Here is a 19,358-nt window from a genome sequence, read left to right as displayed (position 1 = left end):
AAAGAAAAACGACGATCAACATCCATCCAACAACCATTCATTGTTATGAAAACACTCATTAAAAACGCACGCATCATCTCCCCCGGCATTGATATGCCCGGGGCTGCCGTGGAAATGGAAGGCAAAACCATTACCGCCGTCTATCCCGCCGGGAGCGAACTTCCCGCCGCAGACAAGGTCGTGGATGCGGAAGGCCGCATGCTCCTGCCCGGCTTCATTGACATCCACAGCCACGGCGCCGGCGGCTGCGACACCTGCGACGCCAAGCTGGAAAGCCTCCGCACCATTGCGGAATGCAAAATGAAGGAAGGCGTCACTTCCTGGCTGCCGACCACTCTCACCCTGTCTCCCAAGGTGCTGGAAGACGTGTGCGCCTCCGTGGCGGAATACATGAAGAACCAGGAATTCGCCAAAACGCCCGGCGTCCACCTGGAAGGGCCGTTCATCAACCCCAAATGCTGCGGCGCGCAGAACCCCGCCTTTGTCCGCCAGCCGGACTATGATGAAGTGGCCAACCTGAACTCCATTGCCAGGGTGCTGCTGGTCTCCCTGGCGCCGGAAATGCCCGGAGCCATTGAATTCATTGAGAAAGCCACGGCCAACGGCATCCGCTGCTCCGCCGGGCACAGCGCCGCCACCCATGCGGACTTCAACAGGGCCAAGTCCGCGGGGCTGGCGCACCTGACCCACTACTGCAACCAGATGTCTCCCCTGCACCACCGTGAAATCGGCCTGGTGGGTTCCGGCCTTCTGGACAGGGAAATCAAGATTGAAATCATCTGCGACACCATCCACCTCTGCGCGGACATGCTCAAAACCGTGTTCAAGAACAAGGATTCCGACCAGATGCTGATGATTACGGACTCCCTGGCCTGCTCCTGGATGCCGGACGGCCCCGGGGACCTGGGCGGCCTGCCCATCATCGTGAAGGACGGCGTGGCCCGCCTGCAGGAATCCGGCGCCCTGGCCGGCAGCACCCTCAAGTACGCCCACGGCCTGAAAAACGTGCACCGCCTGACCGGGAAACCCCTCAGCGACCTGGTGAAAGCCACTTCCTGGAACCAGGCGCAGTCCCTGGGCCTGGAAGGCCTGGGCAAAATCGCCCCCGGCTTCACGGCGGACATGGTTCTGCTGGACGATGACTTCAATACCTGCAAGGTATTCATCGACGGCGTGGAAAAATACAGCGCGTAGCCGCGCTTCCGCGCGCCGGAAGGAGACGTCCCGCCCCTTCCGGCGCGCCTTCCCCCCTTTTACCATACTTCAACATTCACCTCCATGGCTACTACCATTGAAATGCCCCGCCTGTCCGACTCCATGCACGAAGGCATCGTCCTGAGATGGATCAAAAAAACAGGGGACTTCGTAGAGGTCGGCGACCATCTGGCCGACATTGAAACGGACAAGGCCCATGTGGAACTCCAGGCCTGCGAGGACGGCACCCTGGCGGAAATCCTGGTGCCGGAAGGAGGTTCCGCCGCGGTGGGAGCGCCTATTGCGCTGCTTCAGTCGGAATTCGGAGCGGCCGCCTGCGGCTGCCCTCCGTGCCCGCCCGTAACATGCAGCCCGCTGGCCGCCAGACTGGCGGCGGAAGCCGGATTGAATCCCGCCACGCTGCGCGGCACCGGCCCCCGGGGCAAAATCATGGCTGCGGATGTACGGGCCGCCCTGCGCCCCGCAGACGGCCCCGCCCGCCGGGTGCAGACCCCGCTGGCGCCCCGGGACACGCGCCACGCCACGCGCGTAGACAACTTTTACCTGTACTCCCTGGAGGCGAACATGGCTTACCTGGCCGCCATCAGCACGCCCATCGCCGTCCAGTGCGAAAAGCTTATCGGCGGCCGTTACAGCCTCTTTGACTACGTGGTGCGCGCTGCGGTGAAAGCATGCGTAAGCGAGCCGGAATGGCTGGCCGGAGACGCCGTTACGAAACTGCTCATGGTGCTGGACAAGGGGGAAAAATACGTCTTCATTGAAAACGCCTCCGGCAAGACGATTTACAACATCGCCATGGAACGCCTGGCCGCCCCCGCGGCAGGGCCGCTCCCCGCAGGCAGCGTCGCGCCCAATATCCTGCTTTGCGACAGCGGCGTGAACGTGGAAGCCCAGCGCGCCGCACTGCCGGAAATGCCCCACAGCATCATCAGCATAGGAGGCACTACGCCGAAAACGGGCATTGAAGCGGGGCGGCCCGTGTCCAAGCTCATTCTGCCCGTCACCCTGTACGTGAACGCCAACATTCTGCCGGAATGCAAGGCTTCCAAAATTGCCGCCGAATTCAAAACCCTCCTGGAAAACCCGGTTCTCCTCCTCCTGTAGGGCTACCGGAATATTCTGCTCTTTTCCTTGAACGTTCCGCTTCCCCCTCCTGTCTTACCAACCATGAAAAAAGTCGCCATACTTGCCGCTCCCGGATTTGAAGAAATCGAACTCATGGCTCCGCTGGACATTCTGCGGCGCCTGAACATGGACGTAGTGCTTGCCGGCGTCCAGGCCGACAAGGTGGTCAGCACCCATGAAGTAACCGTCAGCACGGACACCATGCTGGACAAACTTCATGCTGACAAGCTGGACGCCCTGATCCTGCCCGGCGGCGCGGGTTCCTGGGTACTCCGGGACACGCCGGAAGTTATCCATCTGGTCAAAAAAATGCATGAAGCGGGCAAGCTGGTAGCCGCTATCTGCGCCGCCCCCATCGTTCTGGCCAAAGCAGGCCTGGTCAGGGACAGGAACGTCACGGCCTACCCGGCCCAGGACGTTTACCGGGAACTCAACGAAGCAGGCGCCCGCATCGTGAAGGATGAAAATGTGGTGCTGGACGGCAACATGCTCACCGCCAACGGCCCCGGCGCCGCCATGCTTTTCGGCTACTCCATCGGGGAATATCTGGGGGAAGACCTCCAGGTGGCCCAGCTCAAAGAGCAGATGTGCTACACGGGCCTGTAGGAGGCCGGCAGGCATTCCGCCTTTCTACAACCCCATGCGGCGCCGGAACAACAGGGGAAGGAGGAAGAATTTCCCCTTTTCACTTCATCAGGCGCCTTTTCAGGGCGTAGTAAGCCCCCCGGCGCCCCTTACGGGATGACATCAGGCGGGAATGCAGGGCAGAGAAAAAATTGCTCCGGCAGGGATAATTCAACAAAAGACGGCAAAAAGCCCGGTCCCACCGGTCCAGACGGGGAAGGACATTCTCCGCGCCCACCAGCTCCAGCCACTTTTTCCAGCCGGAAAGCAGAACCTCCCGGTCTTCCGGCGACGCCCTGAAAAAAGCTCCCTCTTTCACGATGAAATGCCTGCGCATCAATTCCATGCAGCAGTCCACCAGACCGAAGACGGCGGGTGAATCAAGCAGCCCCCGCTGCCCCCAGAAACGCGCCAGAGATTCCATGCCCATCAAATCCATGCGGAAATCCCCCAGGAGGGGATCCCGCCCGCAGGAGGAGGAGCCGGGGCGTTCCCGCCGATAGTGGTACAACCGGTCGGGAATGGTCAAAAGCCGCGGAGCAAAAGTCAACAGCATCAAACAGAAATACAAATCCTCCCCCTGGCTCAATCCGGGAACGAAACGCAAGCCGTTTTCTTCCAGCAGCTCCCTGCGGATCAACTTGTTCCACACCGTTCCCGCGCACCGGCTCCAGGGCGTCCCCCGCCGGAACCGCTCCGCTTTTTCCTCCGGGAAAAATCCGGCTGACGGCGACCATCCGCTTTCAGGCATATCCATGTCCCCGCAGTCGCAGAATTCATGGTATCCGCACACCGCTACATCCGCATCTTTTTCCGCGGCCGCAGTAAACAGGCGCTGGAACATATTCCGTTCCACCATGTCGTCCGGATCCACAAAGCCGATATACGTCCCCGCAGCCGCTTCCATGCCGCTGTTCCTCGCTGCGGAAACGCCGCTGTTTTTCTGGTCAATTATCCGGACGCGGCGGTCCCTGTTCCTCCATTCGCGCAATATCTCCGCCGTACGGTCGGAAGAACCGTCATTGACGCAAATGATCTCAATATCTTCCATGCTCTGGCCGGTCAGGCTTTCCATACACTGGTCCAGATAGGCGGCAACATTATAGCAGGGAACAATGATGGAAACGGATACGCTCATGGCGGAAGCATCCTTTTTTATCCGGATTGAAAATTCACATCAAGAAAAAACAGCAACGCCATTTATTGAAAAACGGGAAACCGGAGACGCGAAACTATTTCCGGAAAGAAATGCAAAGGCAGTCTTCCCCGGAAACGACGGAAACAGAGGGCGGCAGTACGGCAGAAAATTCAAACCGTCAGGAATACTCCGGCATCATGCGCAAAGGAGCTTTTTTGATATTGCTTTTCAGTATGAATTTATTAAGTATTCAACCATCGTTGCACAACGTATTCTTTTTTACGGCGGGGAAAATCTGCCCGGAACGGCAAAAAGAAAAAAATCACCATCCGTATCAGGCGATATTCATGATATTTCCTGCAATTTTTCACCATGAAACCGATTACACATACGCAAACAGTCATGCTCCGATTGCTGACCATGTGTATTCCGTTTCGGAATCTGCGTAAAAAAGGACGCGCTTTTCTGCGCGATTTCCTGTCCGACTACGACCGGAACGCCCGCCGAAGCATGCGCGCATGGCGCAGGCATGCAGTAGCCGGCCGCACAATCCTTATTCTGGAGCCCAACTATTGCCACGGAGAAGTCCTCCCCGGTTTTTGCCGTCATCTGCTTGACATGGGATACCGCGTTGATGTCCTGATGCATCACAGCCTGGCCGGGCAATCGCCTCTGTGTTGTTTCAAGGAAAACGAGATCCAGATCTTCACAGCCATGTGCACTTCATGGAAGCGCCTGGCCAAAGCTCCCGTCCTCAACCGGTACGAAGCCATTTTGGTATCAACATCCGCCTTTTATGACATTCCGGGATGGGCAGGGTTCCTTCACATGACGGGGCTTGACAGACTCACCAATCTTCTGGCCGTCGAACATGAATTAAATGACATCCCCCGGTTCGGGGAAGAAGAACTTGAACGGCAGGGACGTCTGCTGACGCTGAGCTACTTTCCCAAAGGGACGATGGTTAATCCGCACTTTTTCGGGAAAATCCCGCCTGCGCCCCGGAACCGTGAACCCGTATTCATCACCGTAGGTTCCCTTTCCGCACAGAGAAAAAACCACAAACTCCTGATTGAAGCGCTGCAAACCATCTACAATGAAGGATACAGGAACTTTTCCGTCATCATCGTAGGGGAAGGAGAGCTGGGAGAAATTCCCGGCCACCTGCGCCCTTTCCTGCATGTGACCGGAAGGCTTGATTTTCCTTCCATGTACGCGGCCATGGAGCGGGCGGACTATTTCCTGCCTCTCCTTGATCCCGGCAATCCGGCGCACGACCGCTACATTACCACCGGCATCACCGGCTCCGCCCTGCTTATTTACGGATTCGCGAAGATTCCGGTCATCCATGAAAAATTCGCTTCCTTCTACGGCTTCAATGACCGGAACGCACTTCTTTACGGGGAAGAAACGCTTGGCGGCGCCATGCTCCGCGCCATCAGGCAAACGGAGGAGGAATACGCGGAAATGCAGCAGGCGCTTCTCCAATTGGGCAGGGATATTGACAGGGAATCCCGCTCCAACCTGAAGCGGGCTCTTGCCGCATGCTCCCCCTCCAAACCTCAACAGTCCCGCCAATGACCCGATCCTGCCCGCCACAGCCCCAGGTTTCCGTCATTGTTCCCGTTTACAACCAGGAACGATATCTTGAAGAGTGCATCAACAGCATACGCCGGCAAACCCTTGCGGAGTGGGAATGCCTCATCATTAACGACGGGTCCTCCGACTCGTCGGGGGAAATCGCCCGGCGTTTTTCAGAGGCGGACTCAAGAATCCGTTATTTCGAACAGGAAAACGGAGGCGTTTCCTCCGCCCGCAATCTGGGCATGCGGCACGCTTCCGGGCGCTATTTGTGTTTCGTTGACGGCGACGATTTTATTGACGAAGCCTTTCTCAAACATCTTCTGGACGCCTCAGACCGCGGAGCAAGCGATTTGACCGTAGCGGGAAAACTGTTCTGCGACAGGTTTCCGCCGGATAAAATCCCCGCCCTGCCCACCTGCGGCATATTTCTGCGCCGGGAGTTCCCCTTAAAAAACAATCTGGAATTCCCGGAAGGCATTCACCCCTGTGAAGACGGCCTCTTCTCGCATTTCGCGCTCGCGCTGGCAGAAAAAATCTCCTTCTGCCCGGAGGCCGTTTACCATTACCGCCAGCATGAACAGGGCAACCACCACCAGATAAGAAAAAGAACCGCCGATATTTTGGACATGATCCCCCGGTGGCTTTCCCTGATTGAAGAGTTTTATGAACAACGCCGGCTCTGGACAAGAAAAGCCGGCCATCTTGTCCGCTTTGTAGAGCATGAACCATTTGAACTGAGACTGCTTGACATGCCTTTCTCTCCCGGGGAGCAGGAAATGCTTTACGGCATCATCCGGGACTTCCTGAACGCCCATTGCACGAACGCCGAGTGCCGGAGAGAGTCTCTTCATCTTCCTTTCCGCCTGTTGTTGAAATCCACCAGCTTTTCAGACTTCGGAAGAAGGCTCCGGAAGGCCGGCAGGAACACCGGAATCCTCTGGAAGCTTCTTCCTTTCTGCCCTGTTCCTTCATGGAGAAGGAATGGCCGGGTACGGCTGCGGCAAATACGCGGACAACTGGAGGGCATACGCGGGAATATTCCGTTTTAACCCCTTTTCCCTGCTTGAACATGGCAAAGAAAAAAGAATTGGTCATGCGCCTTTTCGGAGGGCTGGGAAACCAGCTGTTCCAATACGCCTTTCTCTTCGCGCTCTCCCGGCAAGGGGAAAAAGCAAGGCTGGAAGCCTCATCATATGAACATGATGACAAGAGGGTCTGCGAACTCCATCACTTCCACATTTCCCTTCCCATTGAAGGGGGCCCTCCCTCCTGGGCTTTCCGCAAGTCCCGCATTCCCGCCTGCCTGCGTTCCCTGTTCTCCGCCCCCAAATATCCTCATTTCCGGGAGGAAAAACGGCACGGGTTCGATCCCGGCCTCACGGCCCCACCCCGCTGCCATACCTATTTCAAGGGATATTTTCAAACGGAACAATACTTCCTCCACTGCCGGGAACAGCTTTGCAGGGAATTCCGTCTAAAAACTCCCCTGACTCCGGAAAACGCCCGCATTCTTGAAGATATCCGTTCCTGCTGCTCCATTTCCCTGCACATCAGGAGAACGGATTACCTCTCCAACCCCTACCTTTCTCCGCCGCCGCTGGAATACTATCTCCGGAGCATGGCTGAAATGGAAGGAAGACTGAGGGCGGCAGGCGTTCCGCAGGAATCCCTGCGTTATTTCATCTTCTCGGACGACACAGCGTGGGCACGGGAACACCTGAGGCCCGCCCTGCCCCATGTCCATGTGGATATCAACGACGGCGGCGCCGGCTACTTCGATCTGGAGCTGATGCGAAACTGCCGCCACCACATCATCGCCAACAGCACGTTCTCCTGGTGGGCGGCCTGGCTCAACGAACACGCGGAGAAAATCGTCATCGCGCCGCGCATCTGGTTCAACAGGAATGAAAACGACCGGTACCATACGGACGACGCGCTCATCCCCGGCTCATGGCTCCGGATATAACCCCGTTTCCTTACGCAGCAGCCCATGTCCTCTCCCCTCATTTCCGTCATCGTCCCCATCTACAACATGGGACCCCTTCTTCCGCGCTGTCTGGACAGCCTGGCGGCACAAACCCTCCGCGACCTGGAAATCATCTGCGTGGACGACGGTTCGACAGACGGGTCCGGAGACATCGTCCGGAAATATGCTTCCGGAGACAGCCGTTTCCGCCTGATTACACAGGAAAATTCCGGCAGGGCGGAAGCCCGCAACGCGGGAATCAGGGCAGCCGCGGCGCCCTATCTGGGTTTTGCGGATCCGGATGACTACGTTGAGCCGGACATGTATGAACGGCTCTACCGGCTGGCGGAAGAAAGCGGGGCGGACATGGTCCAATGTTCCTATTCCCCCTTCCTTCCGGCTGAAAGCGGAGAATCATGCGGAATGGCTGAGGAAAAGCTCCTTCATATAGAACATACCGCCTGCGACGGCGTCTTTGCGGAGAAAGGCGAAATATTCCGGCTCTTTCTGGAAGACAGGATCACCGGCGTGGTCTGGAGCAAATTGTTCAGGAGAATCCTCCCCGGTTGTTCCGCCCCCCTGGAAGTGCGTCTGCCATCTTCCTTCACCAGCGGGGAAGACACCCTGTACGTTTCCCGGGCCATCGCCCGCTGCCGCCGCATCGCCCTTACCTCTGAAAAACTTTATCACTACGGGCTGGGCGGCCCCCAATCCGTTTCTTCGCGCAACCGGAAAGCGGAAACCCGGCCCGCAAGTTATTACGCCGTATTCGAGATGCTCACCAGGGAAAAACTCCGGGAAGGGGTTCTGGAGAGCAACCGCACGGCCTACATGAATTATATCGTCCCCCTGCTTTTTCCGGACAATAAAATGCCGGCCCGGCAGCTCAGGCATTGGGCGGAACTCTGGCGGGAAGCGGACATCACTTCCGAACACGTTCGCGGGATTCCCAGGGAACAGCGGACCTACCTTGAAGCAGCCCTGGCCGGACGGTGGATTTACCTGCGCCTCCTTCAATGCTTCTGGAAGTTCAAAACCGCCAGAAGGCACATGTTCCGGCTGAGGTTTTCCAAAAACGGAATAGACACCCTCCAAATCCTCGGATGCACTCTTTACTCCGCCAAGAGAAACTCCCGCTCATCCCTGTAACCGTTGTTTCTGCCGTGTTCATCTATTCCTATCAGCAACACGACCATCTCCTGCTCGGCAATGACAGAATGCTGGTGATCGGCAATTCCGCCCTGGCAAAAAACCATGTCCATCTGAAATCGTCCAGACTGGTCGCCGACACGCTCATCTTCAATTTCCCGCTCAACCATCCCTGCCTGTGGCGGCAAATGGAGCACTGCCTTTCCGGTGCCCGCTACAGCGTTATTCTTTTCATGTGGCCGCCCCTGCACCTTTCCCTCGCCAACGGCAGGCTCATGGGAAAGCCCCTCCGGGAAGGAGAGCCCATGGAAAGCGCCGAAGATATGCTTTGCAGGCTTTTCGCCTTTCTGCGGAAACGAACGCGCCGCCTGATCCTCCTGTCATCCCCGCCCTCCGACTACGGCAGCGCCCGGCATCCCTACGCAGAAGAACCGGGCGTTCTTGAAGCCTGGAACGCTCTTCTTCGCACGCTGGCAGACAGGCAGAACCTTCCATTCATTGATTTTTGCGTCGGCATGCTGCAATGCCGCCCCCTGCCCGGTTCCGGGGAAGAAGATTTCCCGGAAGCTTACCGGAATCTGGGAAAACAGGTTCTCCGCCGGCTGCCTTTCGGCCGGACATGGGTGAGAAGGCGTTCCGGGAAAATACACCGCCTGCTGGAGAAAAGAAGAAAACGCAAAAAGGAACGCATGCTTGTCTGCTGGAGGGCATTGGCGGCCCCGACCCATTACCGTGAGGAAACCGACTGGATCACGGCCATTCATCCGGAAAAAGGGCAGGCGCGCATACTGCTCATTGGCGGTTCCGTCATGCGGCATTTGTGGCGCCCCCTTTCCTCAGAACTTCAGGAGGACATCGATTTGTTCTCCTCCACGCTGATTCCCGGTGATCCGGACTACCTCCCCGCTCTTGCAGGATATTTTCCCTCCGCCGGGTACGAGGCCATCATCTTTTCCTTCGGTTCCCACGTCACCAATAAAGTCTCCGCCATTTCCGTGGACGACTTCCGCAAAAATTACATGGCATTCGTCTCCCAGCTCAGCAAACGCTGCCGTTTCCTCATCCTGGCGACCAGCACGTCCATCATGGATGGGCCGGACGGCACGCTGAATGAAGAAAAAGAGAAAACCCTCGCCGCCTTTAATGCCATTGTCCGTGAAGCGGCCTCTGCCCTGCCCGGCGCGGTTCTTTCAGACCACCATGACTTCATGCAGGGGGCGAGATATATAGATCCCTTCCATTTCTCCCCTCCGGACCGCGCGTACCAGGCCGGAAAAACAGCCGGACTGCTCCTGCCCCTTCTCGCCGCCCGGCAGGAACCGCCAACAGAACAGGAACGCCCCAAAAACCACCCCGAACCATGAAATTCCCTGACGTCATGACAATCCCTCCCGTTCCTGCACCCCCGGAACAATCATGCATCCCCGTCATGTTTTCCGCCACCGGCGGCTGGGGCCTGCCCCTGAGCGTAGCCATTCACACCCTTTGCCTTCACGCCGGTTCCGGACGCTTTTATGACATTCACATCGTCCACGACGGAATGGACGCGCGAATAATACAGGAGCTGAACCGGGTCGCCGCCCCCTTTCCGCAGGTTTCCCTTTCTTTCCTGCAGCTTCCGGAACAATTCCGCCAGCTCTTCCAAAACGGCAACAAGAACCGCTACTCCCCTCTCGCGTATGCCCGTCTGATGGCCGGCAGTTTGTTCCCGCAGTACGGCAGGATCGTTTATCTGGACGCGGATACCCTGCTGGCCGGAGACGTAGCCGAGCTTTATTTTTCCGATTTGCGGGGAGCTCCCGCGGCGGCGGCCGGAGACGGCCTGGCCCTCTGGAGCATTGAGGAAGGAACGATGCACCCTCATCTGGAATATATGGGCGGCTATCTTTCCTCCCCCCTTTCCTACTGCAATTCCGGCGTTCTGGTGCTGGACCTGGACCAGATGCGCCGCCGCAACCTGGAACATCGGCTGCTCCAACAGCTCCGAAGCCGCCCGGAACCCTTCCCCTATCCGGACCAGGACATCCTGAATATCGCCCTGCATGGAGACATAACGCCGCTGCCTCCGGAATGGAACTTCCAGTTCCTGTCCTGGACGTGGGATGAAGAAAGAATACAGCGCCTGCGCGGAACCGAATTTGAAAACGTTCCGTCCATATCCTGCGGGCATGCATGGAAACTGCTGCATATGGTCGGCCCGGAAAAACCATGGCGGCTTCCTGACGCCCCCGGAACCATAGGGCAATTCCACTGGATCCTGTACGCCTTTTTCTGGTGGCAGGAAGCAAAGAAGCTTCCCGCGTTCCGGAAAGAACTGGATGCGATTTCCCGGGGGCTGGCTCCGCTTATCCGGCGCCATATCCGCAGCCAGCAATGGAAACTGTTCTTCTCCCGGGGCCATATTTTCCGGAGACGCCGGGACAGGATCAGATGGCTGAAGAAAGTGCTGTCCATTCTTGACGGCAGAAAACCGTAAGCAGCTTTCCTACTCTCCGGAAAACCGGGTACTCCGGAGACTGTTCCTTGCGAACCTCCAAACGCCCGTAACGAACGTCTTTAATGCGGCGTGTGCGGTTCCAGCATCTGCTGACGTTCCCGTTCCTTGTCCTTGGCCAGGCGACGCGCCTCCTTGGTCAGGTACTGTTGCAAACGGAAGGCTTTCTGGCCTTTTTTCCGGACGACATGTTCGGAAGTGCCGTCCGGCAGAATATTACACGCCTGAACATTGTCCCTGAAACAGGCGTCCAGAATGGATTTCAGGCGACGCGCCAGCTTCCCGTTGGTGACGGGCACCATGAGTTCCACCCTTTTATCCAGATTCCGGGTCATCCAGTCCGCGCTGGCGATGAAAAGCTGGTGGTTGCCGCCGTGGTGGAAGAAGAAAATGCGCGCGTGCTCCAGATACCTGTCCACAATGCTGACTACGCGGATTACCTTGCCGTTGGGCCGGGGGCCCGTTTTCAGGCAGCAAATGCCGCGCACGTTCAGTTCAATGTCCACCCCGGCGTCCGCGGCCCTGTACAGGGCGTCAATAATTTCCACGTCCTGAAGGCTGTTCATCTTGGCGGAGATGCGGGCGGGTTCCCCCTGCCGCGCGCGTTCCGCCTCCCCTTCAATAAGTTCAATAAGGCGCGCCTTCATCAACACCGGGGAGGGATACAGCTTGCGGAAGCGCATGAGCTTGGTGCGCCCCGTCACGGAATTGAAGAATTGGGAAGCGTCCGCTCCCAGCTGGTCGTCGCAGGTAAGGTAGGAAATATCCGTGTAAATCTTGGCGGTGGTTTCATTGTAATTGCCCGTGCCGAAATGGCAGTAACGCCGCAGCATGCCCTGTTCCCGGCGCACCACCAGGCAAATCTTGGCATGGGTCTTCAACCCCTTGACGCCGTAAACAACCTGCACGCCAGAACGCTGAAGCTCTTCCGCCTTCTCCAGATTGCGGGCTTCGTCAAAACGGGCTTTCAGCTCCACCAGCGCCGTCACCTGCTTGCCGCTCTCCGCCGCCTTTTTCAGGGCGGCCACGATGCGGGAGTTCCTGGCGGTGCGGTACAGCACCTGCTTGATGGCGATGACATCCGGATCTTCCGCGGCCTCCTCCACCAGGCGCAGGACGGGTTCAAAACTTTCATAAGGATGGTTGAGCAGAATATCCCCGCCGGCAATATTTTCAAAAATGCTGACGGCCGGATTCACGGAAGGGGACGGCTGCGGAGACCACTGCTCCACCTTCAACTGGTCATTGCCGGGTGCAAAGGCCATTTCCATGAAGTCGGAAAGCATCAGGGGCCCCTTGAGGTCATAAGTCTCTTCCTTCCCGGCGCCTACAATCCGCATGATCTTGTCATGCAGGGGGGCGGGCGCGGAGGACTCTACTTCCAGCCTCACGCATTCGGAAAATTTCCGGGCTACGAGCACTTCCTCCATCTCATCCGCCAAATCCAGGGCGTCTTCCTCCTGCACGGCAATATCCCCATTGCGCGTGACGCGGAACACCGCTGCGGAAAGAACGGTTTCACCGGGAAAAACGGTGCCGATGCACTCCCGGACCAGGTCCTCCAGCATCACGTAGCGTTCCGCCTCCGCGGAAGGGACGGGAACGCGCCGCGGCAGGCCGTCCGGAAGGGCCACCACGGCGGAGCGCACCTCCCCGGTCTCATTGTCGCGCAGTTCCACGCCCATCAGCAGTTTAAGGGACGGCAGCGCGGGAGCCTCCGGAGCATCCATGTCCAGCGGCGTCAGAAGCGGGAATATCTGGTTGTTGAAATACTGCTCCAGCGTCAGTTTCTGGGAGGTGCTGAGATCCTCCACTGCCAGAGGATTAATCCCGTTGATTTCCATCCACGGCAGGATTTCCTCATGGAACAGGCGGTATTGGTCCTCAATCATGCGGCCCACGCGGGAGCGGATGGCTTTCAGCTGGCGGGTGGGAGTCAGCCCGGAAATGTCCTTCACGCGGGAACCGGAATGCCGCAGCATCTGAAGGCCGCCCACGCGCACCATGAAAAACTCATCCAGGTTGGAGGCGGTAATAGCCAGAAATTTCAGGCGTTCCAGGAGGGGAAGATCCGTTCTTACGGCCTGGTCAAGCACACGCTGGTTGAATTCCAGCCAGGAAAGTTCTCTGTTGATATATTCATCAGACATGGGAAAAATGGAAAATGGAAGTTTTTTAAATCAGCCTACCGCTGGGGCGCCAACACGACGTCATAACCGAAAATATCCGCAAACAGGTCTCCCTTCAGCCGCAGGGCCAGGTCTTCCACGGCGGTTTCTCGCACGCCCTGAAGCTCCAGCTCCAGCATACGCCCGCGGATGTGCGCCCGGACGCCGTTCACGCGCTGGGCATGGCCGCGTTCCAGGGCATCCGCCACGCGCAGGATGGCGGCCATCTTGGCTACGCGCATGCGGTCCCTCAGCTCCAGCTCCCCGTACATGGGATCGGAATTGGCGGGAACCTCATGCCGGTGGTAGCGGGCCAGCAGGGCGATCGTTTCCACATCATCCCGGGAAAGGCCGAAGATTTCACTGTTGAGAATGATATACTGGGAATGGAGCTGGTGGTTCTGCTGGTTGATGAAAGACCCAACCTCATGCAGGATGGAGGCCACTTCCAGCAGCAGCCGGTCATGCTCGGAAAGGCGGTGCAGGTCCTGAAGCTGGTCAAACATTTCCATGCACAGGCGCGCCACATGCTCGCGGTGCCCTTTGTCTGCCTTGTACCTGTCCGCCAGAATCCCGGCGAAATGGAGGACCTCCGCCTCCAGGTCCCCCGGATGCTGTTCCGCGCGTATCAGGCTGCTTGAAAACTCCTCGTCATAACCGCTCGCGGGAATGATGACGTCATTCAGGTTCAGGCTGCGGGCAATCATTTCCGTCATCAAAACGGCGGGCAGCAGGGAGTCCACCCCGGCGAAATCCGCCCCGTAAACGTTCATGCGCTGTTCCAGAGTGGTGCGGGACATCCGCTCCGCCTCCGCCGCCAGGGAGGAGCACGCCACCTTGCCTTCCGGCGTGGGGGCCAGGCGGTCCCGGAGCTGCTGCATTTCCTGACCGATGACGATCAGGCCCGCCAGGCCCTTCACGCCCCCGTAATCCAGGCAAATCTGGTCCACCTGCCCGCGCATGTGCTCCCGCAGAATGGAAAGCTCCGCCACATCGTCTCCGTACTCGATTTCCCCGACGGCCTCCCCCGTACGATGCGTTCCCAGCCTGTAGCAGGAATAACGCACGATGCGCCCCTTCTGGAACAGGAGCACGCGGGTATTGCCCGGCCCCGTATGGACCACAAGCACCTTTTTCTTGCTGAATCCCGGATACTGGGCCAGAGCCTCCTGCACCTTCACGTAAATGAGGCGCGTCATCTTGCCGTCGTCAATGCGGCGTCCACGCAGGCCGTGGGCCACGTGCATGCGGTTCACGAACACATCCACATTATCCGCCTCGGAAATGATGTTGGAAATCATGAACCGGACGGAAAGCTTGCTGCCGGCTCCGTATTCCTTGAGAATTTCCAGATAGTCGCCGATGATTTGCACGCAGCGGTCCATGGTATGCCGGGAAATGCGGTGGAACCGGAAAATGTCACGCGCCATCGGGACGGGCTGCTGAAGGAAATCCAGCAGGCGAATCCTGTCCCGGACTGCCTCAGCCACCATCAGGCTCATGGAGCTCGGGCCCAGATAGATCACCGCCTGAGTTGATAATTCCGAATCCTGAACCAGCTCGCCTTGAATCATTGCCATACCATGTATTGTTTCCCGGCCGTGGAGCAAGAACGGCAACGTGACAAAAAAGCCGTTTCCACCCCTTTCAGCAAAGGAAAGAATAAGGGATTTGCCTTTTGACGGCAAGAGATAAGCGCGGCTCCCTTCCCGTCCCGGCGGAAGGGTTCTTCAAGACGGCTATTTCCCATAGGCCCCCAGCAGGGGAACCAGCCGCGGGGCAAATCTTTTCATGAAGAAAAAAAACCCCGCCAGCACGGCGAAAATGACCGGGACCAGACAGAGCCAGAGCATGTCCCACGCTTCCCCCTTCCATGTAATCCAGCCGCTTCCACGCAGCAGGATGATGACGATGTAATGCGTCCCGAAAATGAAAAAACACGCCGGAGCCAGCCCCGCCACCCATCTGGCCGCGCGCGGAAACCATTCCGTGAACAGAATGGCCAGGGACATCAGCCCCAGCATGCCCAGGGCGATGAGCATGGAGTTGTGCTGGTCCCGGTGGCCTGCCAGCCACCAGGTAAGCGCAAGCGTGGCAGCCAGAAAAGGCACTGCGTACCGGCGCACGGCTTCCGTCAGGAACGGCAGAGAATACCGGGAAACATACATTCCCAGCAGGAAAAATCCCAGGCTGTTGGCGATGGGATAATCATGATCCGCCAGATCCAGCGCAAAATAGTTCAGGGACAGCATGATAATCCCCACCCAAAGCAGATAGTCCCCCAAGCGGTAAAGAAGGGGAGCCGCAGCGGTATAAATAATAATATCGCGCAGGAACCACATAGGCGCGTCCACGGGATGCCCGGCAATGCCCAGGCAGCGTCCGAACGCCGCGAGAGCGGGCCAGAACCCGGCGCCCTCCCCCCCTTCCAGCCATTCATACATAGGCCGGTAGGACGCATAATATTCATGCAGGGGAGACCAGCCGATCAGGACGGCCGCAACCAGCCCCCACACCAGATACGGACGGAGAAGAAACCAGCTCCGCCTCCAGAGAAAAAGGCTTCCTCCATCCAGAGGGCCGAACGAACCTCTCCCCACAAAGTAGCCCGCCGCCAGCAGAAAAAAGGGCGTGCGCGCCGCCAGGAACTCCGCCCATATCCACCGGTACAGCTCCGCCGAATAGAAGGCCATGTGATTCGCAATAATCAGGATGCAGGCGACCACGCGGGCCACATCCACCCACACCATGCGGCGGGCGGCGGTCTTCTCCAGAATCACGGGAATGGAGGCTTCCGGCGGCGTCATTCCCAGGAAGTGCTGAAGTTACAAAGGAGCAATGCCGAGCTGCTCCGGCAACGCGATGCGGGGGCGGTCCGTCACAATCAGGGGCGCACCGTCCGTTACGATAACCGTGTGCTCAAAGTGGGCGGAAGGCTTGCCGTCCGCCGTGACGACCGTCCAGCCGTCATCCAGAATTTTAACGGAAGGCCTGCCCGCGTTCACCATCGGCTCAATGGCCAGGGCCATTCCCTTTTTCAGGCGCGGAAGCTTGTAATGAGGGCGGTAGTTGGGAATCTGGGGTTCTTCATGCAGGTGGCGGCCTATGCCGTGCCCCACAAAATCCCGAACCACGGTAAAACCGCGGGGACGCACGAAGCCCTCCACCGCCGCGCAGACGTCCGCCAGCAAGGCGCCCGGCCTTACCAGTTCAATGGCGCGGAACAGGGATTCCTCCGTCACGGCCAGCAGCCGCAGTTTTTCCGGATCCACCATGCCCACCGGCACGGTCATGGCGTTGTCTCCATGCCAGCCGTCCACAACGGCGCCCACGTCCAAGCTCACAATGTCCCCGTTCTGGATGCGGCGGGGACCAGCGCTGCCGTGCACCACCTCCTCATTAATGGAAATGCAGAGCTGGCCGGGAAACCCGCGGTATTGGTAAAAGGAATTGCCTACCTTGTGCTTTTTAAAGATTTCACGCGCAATATCATCTATTTCCCGCGTGGTGCGTCCCACCTGGACTTCGGCCCCGATCTCCATCAAGATTTCCGCCGTTACAGCCCCGGCCTTCTGCATCTTGGCCACCTCGCCGGGAGACTTGATATGGATTCGTTCTGCCATGGGATTATTCTTTTTATTGCCGGTACTCTTCCAGCTTGCGGGCCAGATCCCGGGAAACCTCGGCAGGTTCCCGTTCTTCGGACACCGTCATTTTAACGACCAGGCCGCGGGCTTCGTAGTACCTGGCTACGGGCAGCGTCATGGCTTCAAAATCTTTCCAGCGGCGGGCGAAAGCTTCCATGTTGTCATCCTTGCGGGAAACCATTTTCCCTCCGCACTTGGAACATTCCTCTTCCGGAGTCTGCACCACGTAACCGCATGTGGAACATTCCCGGCGGCGCATGATGCGCTGTTCAATGAGTTCTCTGGACACATCCATCCAGACGACCACGTCCACGGACGTTCCCCGCTGATTCAGAAAATGATCCAGCGCTTCCGCCTGCGCAACCGTGCGGGGATAGCCGTCCAGCAGCCACGCGCCATGATCCATCTCCGACAGCCAGCCGCGCACCATGTCGTTGACAATCTCGTCCGGAACCAGCATGGCCCTGTCCATATAGCTCAAGGCTTTCCGGCCCAGTTCCGTGCAGGATTCCACTTCCCTCCGCAACAGGGAGCCGGTGCTCAGGGAATGGAGGCCGAAGGTATCAGCCAGAAACCGGCCCTGGGTCCCTTTGCCGGATGCGGGAGCCCCAACCAGAATGAAATGCTTGAGTTCCTTCATATCTTTACTTTCAGTAAAAAAGGGGGGGAGGGCTTACTGCATGGCGTTGTAGGCGATGGCTCCGGCCAGCACAAGCAGGGCGATCACAATCCACATGACGGTAACGGTGCGGCTGCCCGCGGCGGCGCCGGTACCCTGGATGTGCCCGTATTTGCCCTTGAGCTTGCCTTTCTTCAGGAAGCCGTCGTAATTGCGGGAAAGAAGAGTCGTTTCCACCTGGCGCATCATGTCAAGCAGTACGCCCACCAGAATGAGAAGGCTGGTGCCTCCGAAGAACTGGGTGACCAGGTAGGGGATATTGCCCCCAATATTCAGCAGGGAAGGCAGGAAGTAAATGAGGGTCAGGAATGCGGAACCGGCAAAGGTCAGCCTTTGCATGGTCTGGTCCAGAAAAAGGGCAGTGGGGGGGCCGGGACGGATGCCGGGAATATAGCCGCCGTTGCGCTTCAGGTCTTCCGCGATCTGGGAGGGCTGGAACATTGTCGCCACCCAGAAGTAGGAGAAGAAGAAGATCATGAGTCCGGAAATAATGTAATAACCGGAAGAAGCGGGATTCAGCCAGTCATTCATCTTGGTCGCGATCCACTGCAGCGTAGTGTTGTAGTGGGCGATCTGGGAGAAGAGAACCTGCGGAAGGGAAAGGATGGCCGTAGCGAAAATGACGGGCATCACGCCGGAGTAGTTAAGCTTGAGAGGCAGGTACTGCGTGGCGCCGTTGAACATTTTGTTGCCCATGACCCGTTTGGCGTACTGCACGGGAATGCGCCGCTGGGCCTGCGTCACCGTCACGACGAGCGCCACCACGACAATCAGGAAGGCAATCAGGGCCACGAGCAGCATGGCTCCCATGGGAACAACCGCGCCGTCCTTGTACACCAGGGTTTTCCAGGCCAGGGTGACTGCCCCCGGAAGGGCGTGAATAATGTTGACGGAAATGATGAGGGAAACGCCGTTGCCGACGCCGCGTTCCGTAATCTGGTCGCCTATCCACATCAGGAACATGGTGCCCGCCACCATAATGAGCACCGTCATGAGGGCGAACTGGATGCCGGGGTCAATGACAAGCTGGCAGTCCGCAGGAATGTTGAGGCCCACGGCCTGCAGGCGTTCCGGATGTTCCAGCGTGCCGACCAGGAACCAGCCCTGCACAAGGGCAATGACGATGGCGATGGCGCGCGTCCACTTGGTCATTTTCTGGCGGCCGCCTTCTTCCCGCACCATCTTGGCCCACTGGGGAACCACCGCGGAAAGGAGCTGGGTCATAATGGAAGCGGAAATGTAGGGCATGATGCCCAGAGCAAAAATGCCGCACTGCTGGAGGCCGCCGCCGGAGAAAATGGTCAGCACGGTAGCCAGACCCGCTCCGGGGCCGCTGGCGTTCGTGGAGGCTTCAATCACTTTCTGCAGCTCCATGACATCAATGCCCGGCAGGGGAATCTGTACCCCCAGGCGGACGACGACAATCATCGCCAGTGTGAACAAAATCCGGCGCCTGAGCTCCGGTACTTTCATGGAGTTTGCAAATGCGGATATCATGGTCCTGTAATATAAAAGTTGGCGCGCAGCTTGGCTTGCATGTCGCGGCGGTTTGCACCCGGGGCATCCATG

17 protein-coding genes are annotated in these 19,358 nt (G+C 58.2%); 10 read left to right on the top strand and 7 right to left on the bottom strand.

What is annotated here, in order from left to right:
- Positions 1 to 45 precede the first annotated feature (45 nt).
- The 3 genes from nagA (at position 46) to B3075_RS07990 (ending at position 2,946) form a co-directional block, all read left to right on the top strand.
- A complete protein-coding gene (gene nagA, locus B3075_RS08000; protein ID WP_094137232.1) occupies positions 46 to 1,194 on the top strand; it encodes an N-acetylglucosamine-6-phosphate deacetylase in 1,149 nt (382 codons plus the stop codon).
- Positions 1,195 to 1,278: 84 nt separating this feature from the next.
- Positions 1,279 to 2,319, top strand: a complete 1,041-nt coding sequence (locus B3075_RS07995) for a biotin/lipoyl-containing protein (protein ID WP_290489712.1) — start codon at positions 1,279 to 1,281, stop codon at positions 2,317 to 2,319.
- A gap of 63 nt (positions 2,320 to 2,382) precedes the next feature.
- Complete coding sequence (locus B3075_RS07990; RefSeq protein ID WP_290489711.1) at positions 2,383 to 2,946, top strand: DJ-1 family glyoxalase III; 564 nt, start codon at positions 2,383 to 2,385, stop codon at positions 2,944 to 2,946.
- Positions 2,947 to 3,025: 79 nt separating this feature from the next.
- Here B3075_RS07990 and B3075_RS07985 read toward each other — a convergent pair whose 3' ends face one another.
- Positions 3,026 to 4,102 carry a glycosyltransferase gene (locus tag B3075_RS07985; protein WP_290489710.1) on the bottom strand — a complete coding sequence of 359 codons (1,077 nt, stop codon included), beginning with the start codon at positions 4,100 to 4,102 and terminating at the stop codon, positions 3,026 to 3,028.
- Here B3075_RS07985 and B3075_RS07980 point away from each other — a divergent pair.
- The 7 genes from B3075_RS07980 to B3075_RS07950 all read left to right on the top strand — a co-directional run bounded on the left by B3075_RS07980 (position 4,080) and on the right by B3075_RS07950 (position 11,277).
- Positions 4,080 to 4,478, top strand: coding sequence for a hypothetical protein (locus B3075_RS07980; protein WP_290489709.1), 399 nt, complete (start codon positions 4,080 to 4,082; stop codon positions 4,476 to 4,478). The two genes, B3075_RS07985 and B3075_RS07980, sit on opposite strands and share 23 nt — an antisense overlap.
- Positions 4,475 to 5,683: a glycosyltransferase gene (locus B3075_RS07975; protein ID WP_290489708.1), complete on the top strand. Its 1,209-nt coding sequence runs from the start codon at positions 4,475 to 4,477 to the stop codon at positions 5,681 to 5,683. The genes B3075_RS07980 and B3075_RS07975 overlap by 4 nt, the downstream gene beginning before the upstream one ends.
- Positions 5,680 to 6,735: a glycosyltransferase family 2 protein gene (locus B3075_RS07970; protein WP_290489707.1), complete on the top strand. Its 1,056-nt coding sequence runs from the start codon at positions 5,680 to 5,682 to the stop codon at positions 6,733 to 6,735. The genes B3075_RS07975 and B3075_RS07970 overlap by 4 nt, the downstream gene beginning before the upstream one ends.
- Positions 6,736 to 6,755: 20 nt before the next feature.
- Complete coding sequence (locus B3075_RS07965; RefSeq protein ID WP_290489706.1) at positions 6,756 to 7,652, top strand: alpha-1,2-fucosyltransferase; 897 nt, start codon at positions 6,756 to 6,758, stop codon at positions 7,650 to 7,652.
- 24 nt (positions 7,653 to 7,676) lie between these two features.
- Positions 7,677 to 8,801: a glycosyltransferase gene (locus B3075_RS07960; protein WP_290489705.1), complete on the top strand. Its 1,125-nt coding sequence runs from the start codon at positions 7,677 to 7,679 to the stop codon at positions 8,799 to 8,801.
- 14 nt (positions 8,802 to 8,815) lie between these two features.
- Entirely contained in the window at positions 8,816 to 10,165 is a 1,350-nt protein-coding gene (locus tag B3075_RS07955; protein WP_290489704.1) for a hypothetical protein, read from the top strand.
- A 65-nt stretch (positions 10,166 to 10,230) separates the two neighbouring features.
- Positions 10,231 to 11,277 (top strand): glycosyltransferase family 8 protein, encoded by a 1,047-nt coding sequence (locus B3075_RS07950; RefSeq protein ID WP_290489703.1) that lies wholly within the window; start codon positions 10,231 to 10,233, stop codon positions 11,275 to 11,277.
- Between the two features lie 80 nt (positions 11,278 to 11,357).
- Here B3075_RS07950 and ppk1 read toward each other — a convergent pair whose 3' ends face one another.
- The 6 genes from ppk1 to secY all read right to left on the bottom strand — a co-directional run bounded on the left by ppk1 (position 11,358) and on the right by secY (position 19,262).
- Positions 11,358 to 13,445 (bottom strand): polyphosphate kinase 1, encoded by a 2,088-nt coding sequence (ppk1, locus tag B3075_RS07945; RefSeq protein ID WP_290489702.1) that lies wholly within the window; start codon positions 13,443 to 13,445, stop codon positions 11,358 to 11,360.
- Positions 13,446 to 13,480: 35 nt separating this feature from the next.
- Positions 13,481 to 15,043, bottom strand: coding sequence for an HD domain-containing protein (locus B3075_RS07940; RefSeq protein ID WP_128154755.1), 1,563 nt, complete (start codon positions 15,041 to 15,043; stop codon positions 13,481 to 13,483).
- Between the two features lie 159 nt (positions 15,044 to 15,202).
- Entirely contained in the window at positions 15,203 to 16,270 is a 1,068-nt protein-coding gene (locus B3075_RS07935) for an acyltransferase family protein (RefSeq protein WP_290489701.1), read from the bottom strand.
- An 18-nt stretch (positions 16,271 to 16,288) separates the two neighbouring features.
- The gene (map, locus tag B3075_RS07930) at positions 16,289 to 17,086 is read right to left on the bottom strand and encodes a type I methionyl aminopeptidase (protein ID WP_094137219.1); all 798 of its coding nucleotides are present in this window, start codon (positions 17,084 to 17,086) and stop codon (positions 16,289 to 16,291) included.
- A gap of 13 nt (positions 17,087 to 17,099) precedes the next feature.
- Positions 17,100 to 17,750 carry an adenylate kinase family protein gene (locus B3075_RS07925; protein WP_290489700.1) on the bottom strand — a complete coding sequence of 217 codons (651 nt, stop codon included), beginning with the start codon at positions 17,748 to 17,750 and terminating at the stop codon, positions 17,100 to 17,102.
- A gap of 33 nt (positions 17,751 to 17,783) precedes the next feature.
- Positions 17,784 to 19,262 carry a preprotein translocase subunit SecY gene (gene secY, locus B3075_RS07920; RefSeq protein ID WP_022196959.1) on the bottom strand — a complete coding sequence of 493 codons (1,479 nt, stop codon included), beginning with the start codon at positions 19,260 to 19,262 and terminating at the stop codon, positions 17,784 to 17,786.
- Positions 19,263 to 19,358: the final 96 nt, after the last annotated feature.

The organism is Akkermansia sp. UBA7090 (assembly GCF_002493465.1).
In the GTDB taxonomy this organism is placed as follows: Bacteria; Verrucomicrobiota; Verrucomicrobiia; order Verrucomicrobiales; family Akkermansiaceae; genus Akkermansia; species Akkermansia muciniphila_A.
This window is presented reverse-complemented; position numbering and strand designations above follow the sequence as displayed.